The 11,590-nt window shown below is 50.0% G+C and carries 12 protein-coding genes; 8 read left to right on the top strand and 4 right to left on the bottom strand.

From position 1 onward, the window contains the following. Positions 1-25 precede the first annotated feature (25 nt). Both LQ229_RS07200 and LQ229_RS07195 read left to right on the top strand, forming a co-directional pair. Positions 26-1,162 carry a glycoside hydrolase family 88 protein gene (locus LQ229_RS07200; RefSeq protein WP_230191296.1) on the top strand — a complete coding sequence of 379 codons (1,137 nt, stop codon included), beginning with the start codon at positions 26-28 and terminating at the stop codon, positions 1,160-1,162. Positions 1,163-1,389: 227 nt separating this feature from the next. Next, positions 1,390-1,962 (top strand): DUF6609 family protein, encoded by a 573-nt coding sequence (locus LQ229_RS07195; RefSeq protein ID WP_230191295.1) that lies wholly within the window; start codon positions 1,390-1,392, stop codon positions 1,960-1,962. Positions 1,963-2,055: 93 nt separating this feature from the next. Here LQ229_RS07195 and LQ229_RS07190 read toward each other — a convergent pair whose 3' ends face one another. Beyond that, a complete protein-coding gene (locus tag LQ229_RS07190; protein WP_216537984.1) occupies positions 2,056-2,274 on the bottom strand; it encodes a hypothetical protein in 219 nt (72 codons plus the stop codon). Between the two features lie 259 nt (positions 2,275-2,533). Here LQ229_RS07190 and LQ229_RS07185 point away from each other — a divergent pair, with 259 nt between their 5' ends. Both LQ229_RS07185 and LQ229_RS07180 read left to right on the top strand, forming a co-directional pair. Continuing rightward, entirely contained in the window at positions 2,534-3,370 is an 837-nt protein-coding gene (locus LQ229_RS07185; protein WP_230191294.1) for a sulfurtransferase, read from the top strand. Between the two features lie 367 nt (positions 3,371-3,737). Then, positions 3,738-4,274 (top strand): ATP-binding protein, encoded by a 537-nt coding sequence (locus LQ229_RS07180; protein WP_356709919.1) that lies wholly within the window; start codon positions 3,738-3,740, stop codon positions 4,272-4,274. A gap of 315 nt (positions 4,275-4,589) precedes the next feature. Here the strand turns inward: LQ229_RS07180 and LQ229_RS07175 are convergent, their stop codons facing one another. The 3 genes from LQ229_RS07175 to LQ229_RS07165 form a co-directional block, all read right to left on the bottom strand. Then, on the bottom strand, positions 4,590-4,658 hold the full coding sequence (locus tag LQ229_RS07175) for a putative holin-like toxin (protein ID WP_230191315.1): 69 nt from the start codon (positions 4,656-4,658) through the stop codon (positions 4,590-4,592). Positions 4,659-4,802: 144 nt separating this feature from the next. Next, positions 4,803-5,708, bottom strand: a complete 906-nt coding sequence (locus LQ229_RS07170; protein ID WP_230191293.1) for a phosphotransferase — start codon at positions 5,706-5,708, stop codon at positions 4,803-4,805. 172 nt (positions 5,709-5,880) lie between these two features. Further along, entirely contained in the window at positions 5,881-6,528 is a 648-nt protein-coding gene (locus tag LQ229_RS07165; RefSeq protein ID WP_216537961.1) for a FusB/FusC family EF-G-binding protein, read from the bottom strand. Between the two features lie 365 nt (positions 6,529-6,893). Here LQ229_RS07165 and LQ229_RS07160 point away from each other — a divergent pair, with 365 nt between their 5' ends. From LQ229_RS07160 to LQ229_RS07145, 4 genes are all read left to right on the top strand, one after another. Then, the gene (locus tag LQ229_RS07160; protein ID WP_230191292.1) at positions 6,894-7,454 is read left to right on the top strand and encodes a hypothetical protein; all 561 of its coding nucleotides are present in this window, start codon (positions 6,894-6,896) and stop codon (positions 7,452-7,454) included. Between the two features lie 395 nt (positions 7,455-7,849). After that, on the top strand, positions 7,850-8,392 hold the full coding sequence (locus LQ229_RS07155; RefSeq protein ID WP_230191291.1) for a PadR family transcriptional regulator: 543 nt from the start codon (positions 7,850-7,852) through the stop codon (positions 8,390-8,392). Beyond that, the gene (locus LQ229_RS07150; protein ID WP_216537958.1) at positions 8,382-9,977 is read left to right on the top strand and encodes an amidase family protein; all 1,596 of its coding nucleotides are present in this window, start codon (positions 8,382-8,384) and stop codon (positions 9,975-9,977) included. Before LQ229_RS07155 ends, LQ229_RS07150 begins: the two co-directional genes overlap by 11 nt. Before the next feature lie 132 nt (positions 9,978-10,109). Continuing rightward, positions 10,110-11,486, top strand: coding sequence for an extracellular solute-binding protein (locus tag LQ229_RS07145; RefSeq protein WP_216537957.1), 1,377 nt, complete (start codon positions 10,110-10,112; stop codon positions 11,484-11,486). Positions 11,487-11,590 lie beyond the last annotated feature (104 nt).

Raw genomic sequence — 11,590 nt, 5'->3', positions numbered from 1 at the left:
TACGCTGGAAAAGGAGAACAGAACGATGTGGGAGCGGGCGATTGAAGATGCAATGACCAAAATAAAACGGAATATCGAACGTTATCCCGGCCTCTTCCCCCATATTGCGGGGAAAGAAGCCGCGGGGGAGAAACGTTACGAATGGGGAGCGAACGAAGATTGGATTGAAGGCTTTTATACCGGCATGATGTGGCTTGGTTTCGAATATGGGGGAGACGCCTCGCTCCGCGAAGCGGCCGCGTCGCAATTGGACAGTTATCGGGAGCGGTTGGAAAAGCATATTTGTTTGGATCACCATGACATCGGATTTCTATACTCGCTTTCCGCCGTCGCCCAGTGGCGCGTGCTGAAGGACGAAGGGGCGCGGGAATTGGCGCTGCGGGCTGCGGACAAGCTGCTCCAGCGTTGGCGTCCGCGAATCGGCGCGATTCAGGCGTGGGGCGTTAGGGACGATCCGGAGAACGGAGGGCGCATTATTATCGATTGCCTCATGAACTTGCCGCTCTTGTTCTGGGCATACGAGCAGACCGGAGAGCGGCGGTATTACGACGTTGCGTACCGGCATGCTCATATCAGCCGCCGATATCTGGTGCGGGGCGACGATTCGTCGTACCATACCTTCTACTTCGACCCGCAGAACGGCAACGCTCTCCGCGGCGGTACGCATCAAGGCTATCGGGACGGGTCCACCTGGACGCGCGGACAGGCATGGGGCATTTACGGGTTTGCATTATGCTTCCGCTATACGAAGGATGTGCAGTTTCTGGAAACGTCGAAACGAATGGCGCGTTATTTCATCGAGCGTTTGCCGGAAGACGGCGTCGTCTATTGGGATTTCGACGTGCCGATCGAACCGGATACGCCTCGCGACAGTTCCGCCTCGGCCATCGTCGCATGCGGCTTGCTGGAACTGCTCGATCTGCTGGAAGGGGGCGACCCGGATCGCGCTCTGTTCGCGGACGCCGTCCAGCGCAAGATGAAATCGCTTGTCGACCATTACTCGACCGTCCGCCTTCCCGACGCGGAAGGATTGCTGCAGCACGGATCTTATCATGTCCGCGGCGGGCGCGGCCCGGACGATTACATGATCTGGGGCGATTATTACTATCTGGAGGCGCTGGTCCGGTTGTCCAAAGGCATCAAGGGGTACTGGTACGAATAAGCGGCGGTTCGGGACGAAACGTTAGGGAGTTCCGACAGGCCGAACGGCGGCATTGCTGCCCATTGCATCGCTTTGATGTTGCGATTGCGTTTGTTAAAACTTGTATATTACAATAGTTAGGTCGAGTGCGAAGAACGCTCGGCCTATTCGCACTTATTCGTCCGGAAACGCGGAATGCCCGGTGGTCTATCGCGGATACCGATGCCGGATACGAGGGAGGATGAATGATGAAAGAGCAGGTCCCGCCTGGGATAAAATGGAAAAGATTGGAGTTTCTGAATAAAAGGGTGTGCGGCGCGTGGCTGATCTGGGTGGCGTTGGTCATCTTCGCAGGGCTCATGGCAGGAGGAAAGGAGCTAATCATGATGCCTGTCTTTTCATTTGGCTACGTCATCGGCATCGTCGGCATTCTAGGCAATAAAACGGTGAACCGCAAACTGTCCTACGGCAAACCGACCGTTCTGCAGAAACGGATGCTTATTTTTTCCATTGTATTGATGATTGGTTTGATGGTACTGATTGGCGGTCCGCATTTCGCGGACGGGAATTACCGCTTGATCTGGCTCGGCGCCTTTCTTGCCATCGGCATTCATTTTATACCAATGGCTTGGGTTCACGGCCCATCCATGATAGCGCTCGCCGTCCTGCTTTCTGCGAACGCCTTGTTCGGTATGTTGGACGAGAATGCCAGCTTTCAATTGGTCGCGTATATCGATATCGGCCTGAAATTGATTTTCGGCCTTTACCTGCTGCTCGCCGGCAAACCGGCATTTCAAAGAACGAATCATATTCAAGGGTAAGGCGATGATTAAGGTATGTTGGGAACGAAGCCCCTTATTTGACGAACGTTAATTCGTGAATGAGGGATACTTTGTTCCCATTTTCGTGTTTCATTACTGACCGCAAGAGCCTGGGTAGCCGTCATTCTTTTTGAATTCTTCAAGCTGCTCCCGCATTTCTTCGTCCTCAGGCATTTCGGCAACGACTTTCACCTTTTGAGCAGGTTTTTGCCGAAACTCGTCTTGATCGCTCCCCCAGATATAATCATATCCCGGCTTTATGTCGGGGGTATTTTGAAGTTCTGTGTTGTTTCTTTCATCTTTGTGCGTCAATGAAGATAGCTCCTTTCAGCCGTAAATTTGGAATCATCCATATCATTCGCAGCTTTAGGGGGGAGTATGCGGAACAAAGCGCGGTCGAAACAAGGGGGCGAGCGGTGTCCGATTGTGATCCCGCTGCCATTGCTTTCAGTGAACGGCATTATATATTTATATGTTTAAATATTTTGCCGGAGTGGACAGCAAGCAATATGATATAATTCGATTATAGAATTCAATATTTTGAAATGGGAAGGCGGTGCTCTGAAACTCTATGGAGCATATCGTATCGAAACAATGGCTGCTGGCGAGGCTCTATGAACCCGATCTTGTTATTGTGGACTGCCGCTTTGCTCTGGGTAAGCCGGAATCCGGCAGAACTGATTATGAAGAAGCGCATATTCCGCGGGCAATCTATCTAGACCTGGAGAAGGACCTCTCCGCTCCTGTGGCAAGACATGGGGGACGCCACCCCCTTCCGGACATGGAGCAGCTTGCCTTGGCACTCGGCAAAGCCGGCATCCATCGAGGCGTGCGCGTCGTCATCTATGACGACCAAGGCGGCGCGATGGCCAGCCGGTTATGGTGGCTGCTGCAGTACACGGGGCATCGGCAGGCTTATGTCTTGGATGAAGGCTTTACGGCCTGGAAGAATGCTTCCTATCCCGTCACGGACGAACAGCCTGTTGTCATTCCGGTTACGTACGAACTGTCGCTTAAGCCGGCCATGCTGGCCTCGATGGAGGACGTCCGCGCCGCTTCGAAGGATGGGTCGAACATCATTATCGATTCCCGCGAGCCGCGCCGCTATGCCGGTATCGAAGAGCCGCTCGACGCGAAGGCCGGCCATATCCCGGGCGCGGTCAATTACTTCTGGAAGGGCGTTCAGGATTCCTCCGGGCATTGGAAGAATGCCGATGCGCTTCGCGAGCATTTTGCAGAGCTTCCGAAGGATGCCGGAATCATCGTCTATTGCGGGTCCGGCGTTACCGCATGCCCGAATGTGCTCGCCCTGAAGGAAGCCGGCTTTACGAACGTGAAGTTGTACGCGGGCAGTTGGAGCGATTGGATTTCGTACGCGGAGAACCCGATCGCGACGGGAGAGAAGTAAGAGGCGGGTGGCCGCGTCGGACGCGGGCTGGAGGGCTGTGGCAGGTTGCCGGTTGACGACCTGTTGCGGCCCTCTTTTGGTTTCTCGTTCAACAGCTTGCAAACAAGAGGTCGAAGAAAGCAGTTTCAGGAGGCCCGGAGCCAGCCAATGGTCCGGCAGTCGAGACTAGATCGACCACAGTAAACTGAACAGATAAATAAAGGGCTAGTTGAATGAGCAAAACAGATAAGGAGCGAAACTACAATGCCTCAAGCTAGTTGAAGTAATGTAGTCATGGTGATAGCCTAACATTTAGAATATTATTTCTTAACTATGATGGATGTACTTTCGTTTCAATGGGTCAGAGATAGAAAGGAGATGGTGTATTGTGCTGAATGAAAAGTTTGTTATCGAAAATTTGGTGCAGCAAAAGCGTTCGAGCGAGGCTCCCGTCGTGGTGATGATGTGCGGCGTGGCAGGATCGGGTAAAACAACCTTTGCTCAAAAGCTGGAGAAAGAGGGATTCGTCCGGCTCTCGATAGATGAGGATATCTGGGCCACACACGGCCGTTATGGAGTGGATTATCCGGAGCGGAATTATGAGTCCTATAAAGAAGAATCGGAAATAAAGTTGCGTGGCGTGCTGATTAATCTGATTCAGGCTAAACACCCTGTCGTCATCGATTTCAGCTTTTGGCAGCGTCAAAGACGAAACGAATACAAGCAACTGATCGAGCGGCATGGTGGCGTATGGAAACTGATTTACTTAAAGGTTCAACCGGATGAATTGCGTCGGAGGCTTCTCGTCCGGAGTGAACGTTTTGATGCCAATGCGGCGTTTCCAATCACTGAAGATACCCTAACCCGGTTTTTAAGTGGTTTTGAGACCCCTACTGGAGAAGGGGAAATGGTGATCAAAGCATAGATAACCCTCGCACAACCTGTTACTTGGGACACCACCCCGTTGAAGGCCAAACTAACGGGATCGATAGTGCTATTTGAGGTTGGTTAGTAAAATTGCAAACAACTGTCAACAGGTTGCAAACAACAGCGTTCCAGCCCTCCCCGGCCCATCCACCCTTCGGGTATTACCTTGCTTCACTTGGCCTTTTGTTGGCGTTCCGTTCGGCTTGACCCAGCCACAGGTGGATGACTTGCTCCGGCTCAAACCGGATTGTCGCCCCTTCCAAGCTGAAAAGGACAAAACCCACCTTTGGCCGCTAAACCTTGGGGTGGGTTTTTACTTTCTCTTGTAGTTATTCGCGATGTATGTTAAAAGAGCAATGATAAAGGTTGAAAAAGCAATCATGATGAGGATTGCATCTTTTAATTCCACGGCTTCACCTCCTTTCGAAGGGAAACCATGCCCACCCAAGGTTCAATTGTACAAGAATATCTTATCGTATACCCAAGATGCGAGCAAGTGTTCCTGCTCGAAACGGATAAGATAAGTTTAATTGACCTCTTTCATGAGATTTTCTAGATCATTCATCAAATCAGGTATCCAAGCCTCAGAACCTGGAATGGTGTCCGTTCCCCCGTATACTAGCCATTTCAACGTTTTGACAAGCCAACATATCCCGCCTACGCTTACTTGCCAGTTAAGCTGTTCTATAGATAAATCGGAGTGAACCTCATCACGAAACGCTGATAAAATATCCTTCTTTGACACGTTGCTAAAAGAGCGGGCTTCAGCAATTAAACAATATAAATCTCCTAGATGGGGACTTAAATAAGCAAGTGACCAGTCAATCGGCAAAATGCCATTCTTCTGAATTACCAGGTTCTTAGCATGATAATCATGATGGACGAGGGTAAATGGGATTGTCTGATATAATTTCTGAAGTTCATGTGGGAATGTGGTTTGCAGACTTAAAAGAGTTTCGTTTCTTGCAAGATGGCGCGACCTAAGCAGATCGTCCAAAAGTGCAAGGAAGTCTGCAGCGGACGCCGAGTAGGAACGAATGACTTCGCTGCGAAGATTCTTCCCTAGATTAGCCGATGCCGTTTCTCGCAATCTCGCCAATACCCTTGCCGCCTCCAGAAAATGAGCAGGGTTAGGCTGCTGTTCCAAATTATACCTTCCGCAATCCTCCATGATTATAACTGCGCTATTTTCCAGTTGAAAAAAGCCATAAATATGGGGAGATGGTACCTTTAAGGAACTCACGAGCTGTTGGTACATGGTTGCTTCCCCAGCCATCTCTTTTCCGCCCCATTTCATAATACGAGTTTGGCCCGATTTCAAAGTTACCCTGTATACTTCAGAAAGAGACCATTTCCGCAAGAGCGACCATTCAATGACTTCATCAAGCAATGGTATAATTGCATCATAAGCAGATAAACGTTCTGGAATCATAGACATCCTCCTGTGTTGTTTTTATTTATACAGCGGGAATTTTACATGAATATCCAGAAAAGTATAGACTTATAATTTCCTGTTTGATATGATGTTGAATGAGGTCTTGAAGAAATTCAGGACTCTTTTGGAAAAATAAAACAGGCTGCGCCATTACGGGCAGCCTGTTTCTTTATTTATGAACAGAGAGAATGAACTTCTCCAGTGGTCCTGTATCGGTAATGCTCTGATTGCATAGATGATGATCCATACATACGTACTGGCCAATAGCAAAATAATTATCCGGCGAAGCGTTCGCAGACTTGGTCTTGACCGAGAAGAAGGCAAGTTCTTGATGCCGGTTGCAGAACAGGCAGTACCCTTTCTTGTTGATCGGCATAATCCTTCCCTCGATCCCGGCGAATTGTCCTTCGAACGGGTAGACAATGAACAGCCTGCCCGTGGCAATATCGACCCAGCTCAAGTATGTCAAATATCGGAAGTCGATGGTTTGCAGATCCGGAACTTTCAACTTCTTATTTTTAGGGAATAACTTCTGAAGCTGTTTCGGCGTAATCGGCGGATACGGCTCTAAGTATGGTTCTAATTCGCCAAGATATCTCTGGAAATCATTGTCCGTCTCCAAGGCGGATACTTGTTCCAGCATCTGCCGCTGATCCTCTGTCAATTGAGGAAACGCTTCAATAATGTTCGCCGCAGTACGATATCTTACGGATTCAATAACCCTCCGATCCGCGACGGTTTGCAATGTCTTCTGAAGAAATTCCGCTTGCTTTTTAATGACATTGTATTGGTGGTTTCTAATAAATGTTGTACTCATAGCTTTTCAGCCCCTTATTTTTTGTTCAAAAGCAATAAGGTGCAAAGCCCATTATTAGAAACGATATAGTTGTTTGGGCGATGGAATCTATTCTATCGCACCCCACGCAAAGTATCGCCCTAGATTAGGCTTTGCATGAGGACTTCCTAGCTAATGAGCAATTCAGCATTGCCATATCTATACAACCCCCGTTTCGCTAACATACGAAAAGTATAGCAGAAGATCACTGAGTGACGCAATTGACCCCAGTGGGTAGATCATCAGATCCTTAATTTTGGCAATTTCATCATCCGACATTTGCAACATCGCGGCCTCTCCTGCCGTCTCAAGTGTGAAGATTATTTTTCCAGTTGGGGTTGATGTAGATGAAAATCGGGATGGCATTCATTATGATACTCATTGTATTGCTTACGGCATGTTCAACCGAAGTTGCGGAAAAAAGCATGAGCGGGACTAGCGGGATAGACGCAATATCTAAAACAAACAGCGGCACGGAACCGTTGCATCGGGAAGAGTCCGCTTCAAAACAAGATATGGGGGAAGCGTATAGTCTCGTTTTCGACGAGTTCATGCAACATGGAGGCGGGCTTGCGCGCGATATGCAGTATCTAGCCATCGAATTAAGCAAAATAGAGAATATTACCGCAGAAGACAAAGAGAAGGTACAAAACGATTTGAGCAAATATGGTGTGGATGTGCTGGATACGACATTGGATGAATTGGAACAAGAGGGGCGCTTGGGAGAGGCACGTTATATTGAAGGGGTGCTGCTTACTGTGGAGAGCGCGGAAGTTTCGGACAATAAAGTGATCGTTAAGGGTTCTGTCTATAAATCCGCCAAAGGCGCGATCGGTATTGAAGTCGTTGTCGAATATCGGGATGGGAAATGGGAAGTTGCCAAATCCGCAGAAACTTGGATCAGTTAATGTATACTGCAAACTTAGAATGTAGTTATTGACTTATTTTGGAGCGCGGGTTCGAAACATTAAAGACGCTTCTCGTCAAAATGGTTGGCATTGCGCAATAAATTGAACGACCAAGGGGTTGTAATGACGGATATATACGATCAAGGAAGCATACGCAATTTTATTTTTATCGATAATAACGGAATTCAGTTGGAAGCCGCTTGGCCCAAAAAGGGAGAATGAGACATATCATACGAAAATTCAAGGAACAAGCCTCATAGTGCCGATCGTACCGGCGATGAAGGCTTGTTTCTTAATTATGGGAAAAATTTGTTTACTTTACATTACGATTATATTATCATTAACAATATTATCAATGATAATATAACATGGATTGCAAAATAGGTGGGAGCAAATTGAACATTCAAAACGTCATTCTAGGTTTTCTATTGGACGGTCCGATGGCCGGATATGATTTGAAAGGCAAGTTCGACGAGTCGGTTTCTTATTTTTTTGAGGCCACCTTCAGCGGCATTTATCCGGCCCTCAGAAAAATGGAGGGAGAAGGGCTGGTAATCAAGGAAGTGATGTTTCAAGAGGGGAAACCGAATAAAAATGTATACGCCATTACGAACAAAGGCCGCGAAGCGTTCGCGGAATATTTGGCGTCGCCGGTAGCGCAGAGCGTTCAGCGTTCCGATCTGCTCTTGCGCATCTACTTCGGCTCCCATTGCTCGGACGAGCAAATCGTGAAGTGGCTCGCGCAAGAACGAGCGCGGCTTCAAGACGGTCTTGCCCATCTATCGGCGATGCGGGAGGCGTTGCTTGCGAATCCGGCAACGGATCCGTTTCGGATGAAGACGTTGTCGTTCGGCATCGAGCAGCTTCAGTTAAGCTTGCAATGGGTCGATAACGAATTGGCAAATTACTCCGAAGGGGGTCGCCGTCATGAGCGATAAACGGTTATTACACTTAAGCGCGGCGGAAATGGCCAGAGGAATTCGACAGGGGCAATGGACTTCGGAAGCATTGGTGGAAGCTCACATCGGACGAATAACGGAGATCAATCCGCTCCTCAATGCAGTCATTTTTCCGATGTTCGAAGAGGCCCGGCAACTAGCGAAGGAAGCGGACCGCAAGATGAAGAGCGGAGAAGCGCCGGGGCCGTTGCACGGCGTGCCGATCACGGTGAAAGAATCGATCGAGGTTGCCGGAACGCCAAGCACATGGGGACTTGCGAGCCGCCGCGGACAAAGGGCGCAAGAGGACGATCCAAGCGTAGCTTTATTAAAGGATGCGGGCGCCATCGTGCTAGGCAAAACGAATGTCATGCAGCTATTGATGGGAAGCGAGTCCGTCAATCCGTTGTACGGTCGGACTTGCAATCCTTGGCGCCCGGGGGAGCGTTCTTCCGGCGGAAGCAGCGGGGGCGAAGCCGCTGTGATCGCGGCGGGCGGTTCCCCGCTCGGACTTGGCACCGATGTCGGAGGAAGCGTTCGAACTCCGGCCCATTACTGCGGGATTCATGCGCTCAAGCCAACGCCTGGGCGGGTGCCTGCGAAGAAACCGGAGGGAATTGCGCACGTTGTACCGGAGGCTGCGTCAATGTCAAGCATAGGCCCAATGGCGCGGCATGTCGAAGATCTCGCTTTGGCGATGCAGGTTATTTCCACGGCAGAGTCGCTGAGCCGGGCCCCTATTCGGATGAACGCTAACGGAGTGAAGGGCTTGCGCATAGCGTTTTACACGAGCGATGGCATGCTTGCTCCTTCTCCTGCGATCCAACGGGCGGTGCGCGACGCTGCCGGCGTTTTGCAACGATATGGGGCCGAGGTGCGGGAATTCGCGCTGCCGGATCCGGAGATTGCGCTGCATTCTTTTTACGCATTGCTATCGGCGGGAGGAGCGGAAGGAATCGAGAAGACCGTCGGAACGGATGAAATAGCGGAGCAAATCGCCGGCATTCGCCGGTCGTTCGGTATGTCCGCCGGCAAGAAGCGCATAGGTTCCCTGATCCTTCGCTTGCTTGGACAAAATCTGGCGGGAACGCATCTCATTCCATACATGGGGAAAAAGTCGGCGAAGGAACTGCAACGATTGATATCGCAACGGGAAGAGTACCGTCAAAGATTTCTTCGGCAATTGGAACGGCAGCAAATCGATGCGCTCATTGGCCCGCCTTTCCCGGTTCCCGCTATACCGCATGACCTATCGTTGGAAATGAGCTTCGAAGGCGCGTATGCTCTGTTGTATAACTATTTGGGCCTGCCTGCCGGCGTTATCAGCACGACTGCCGTTCGTCCCGAAGAGGAGGCGGGCGCTGCAGGAGTTGTCGGCAAGGATCGAATGGCGCAAGCCGCGGCGAAGGCGAATGTGCGCAGCGCGGGACTGCCGGTAGGCGTACAGGTGGCCGGACGGCCGTGGCGCGAAGATTTGGTACTGACGGTGATGGAATGTTTGGAAAGAGAAAGTTCCGCAGCGCAGGATTATCCGGTTGGAAAGCCGGTTCGTCGGTTGCCGGCTGGATACACCATCGACGAATAGCGGACTAATATGAAAAGCTTTCACGAATATCGAAATATTGCACAAACATATTCAAATATTGCACACCGTGGAAGCGCTCTCCCTACTACAATCGAAATCGAAGGAACTTTATGAAAGGTAGGGGGATACCAAATGACAAGGTTCAAAATGTTATTGATAAGCTTCCTTGCGATCGCATTGGTTGCGGGATGCGGATCAACCGGGGGCAATACGCCGGCAAACGAACAGGCTGCGGGAGGCGAGCCGGCCGCAACTCAGCCGAAAGAGGAAGAGAAACAGGATATGGTTACGATCAAATACTATACTTGGTACAATGGTTCGCAATTTGAGGATATCAAGAAGATTGCCGACAATTTCGAGAAGGACAATCCCGATATTCATGTAGAACCGGTACAACTTGTAGATAACGCAAACAGCACCGACTTCTACAAGAAGTTGGATATTATGAGCGCGGCGGACGATCCGATCGACGTCATTCAATTCTCACATGTCGACTTTATTATCGAGCGGGCGGCCCGAGGCGTTCTGGCCCCGATCGACGAGTATCTGGAGAAGAATAACATCGATCCCGGTAACGACTTTTACGTCAATCCGGTATATCAGGGTAAAGTGTACGGTCTTCAAGATATGGCCAGCCCTTGGGTGGTTATGATTAACAAACAAGCGCTGGATGAAGCGAATCTTCCGATTCCGGAGTGGGGCTGGACATGGGACGATTTCCGCGATTATGCGAAAAAGTTGAATAAGGGCGAAGGAGCGGATAAACAATTCGGAGCTTATTTCCATACTTGGGGAGAGTACGTGAACTTCCCGGCATACTCCGAAAAGCCGCATCCGTATTTGTCCCAAGATCAGCAGCCGATTTTCGACGACGCATCCTACAAGCAATTTTTCGAGCTGCGCCGCGCGATGGAGAAGGAAGACAAATCGGTCAAGTCGTTCTCTGAGATCGTCGGCGCCAAGCTTCATTACGCGTCGGAATTCTTCAGCGGGAAAGCGGCCATGGTGCCTACGGCAACATTCATTGTGGGAATGATCAAGGATAAAGAGAAATATCCTCATGATTTTCAGACCGTGTTTGCGCCGCTTCCCCGTTCGTCCGCCAGCGCGGAAATCGGATCTTCTTATATCGGCGGGAACTATTTATCGGTGGGGGCCACTTCCAAGCACAAAGAAGAAGCTTATAAATTCATTCAATACGTAGCTCAGCAGACCGATGTGATTCGGGATTTCCCGGGCTACAAGAAGGCGGATGCCAACAAAGTCATACAAGCTCTGGTCGGCCCGGACGCCGCATTGATCGACGAGGAATCCTTGAAAGCGACTGTCTTTGACAGCAGAGCGAAGACAGTTTACGACGCGAACTGGACAACCGATTATGCAGGGCAGATGAAGAAGGTGATCGAGGACGGTTTTAGCACTTATATGCTCGACAACCTCACGTTTGAAGCCGCACAGAAACAGATGATGGAAGATGCCAATAAAATCATCAGCCAAGCGAAAAAATAAATAGATCGACCGATTGAGAGATTGGTATAATGAGAAGGCGGCCGCCAAATGGCGGCCTTTTCAGGCTTTCGATTGAATCGGACTTCAGAGCGGAGTGAGGCGAA

It is taken from the genome of Paenibacillus sp. CECT 9249 (genome assembly GCF_918697855.1).
GTDB lineage: Bacteria > Bacillota > Bacilli > Paenibacillales > Paenibacillaceae > MSJ-34.
This window is presented reverse-complemented; position numbering and strand designations above follow the sequence as displayed.

Excerpts from the sequence above, each read along its gene's own strand:
- LQ229_RS07200 (WP_230191296.1), top strand. The coding sequence starts at position 26 with ATGTGGGAGCGGGCGATTGAAGATGCAATGACCAAAATAAAACGGAAT.
- LQ229_RS07195 (WP_230191295.1), top strand. The coding sequence starts at position 1,390 with ATGAAAGAGCAGGTCCCGCCTGGGATAAAATGGAAAAGATTGGAGTTT.
- LQ229_RS07185 (WP_230191294.1), top strand. The coding sequence starts at position 2,534 with ATGGAGCATATCGTATCGAAACAATGGCTGCTGGCGAGGCTCTATGAA.
- LQ229_RS07170 (WP_230191293.1), bottom strand. The coding sequence starts at position 5,708 with ATGATTCCAGAACGTTTATCTGCTTATGATGCAATTATACCATTGCTT.
- LQ229_RS07165 (WP_216537961.1), bottom strand. The coding sequence starts at position 6,528 with ATGAGTACAACATTTATTAGAAACCACCAATACAATGTCATTAAAAAG.
- LQ229_RS07160 (WP_230191292.1), top strand. The coding sequence starts at position 6,894 with ATGAAAATCGGGATGGCATTCATTATGATACTCATTGTATTGCTTACG.
- LQ229_RS07150 (WP_216537958.1), top strand. The coding sequence starts at position 8,382 with ATGAGCGATAAACGGTTATTACACTTAAGCGCGGCGGAAATGGCCAGA.
- LQ229_RS07145 (WP_216537957.1), top strand. The coding sequence starts at position 10,110 with ATGACAAGGTTCAAAATGTTATTGATAAGCTTCCTTGCGATCGCATTG.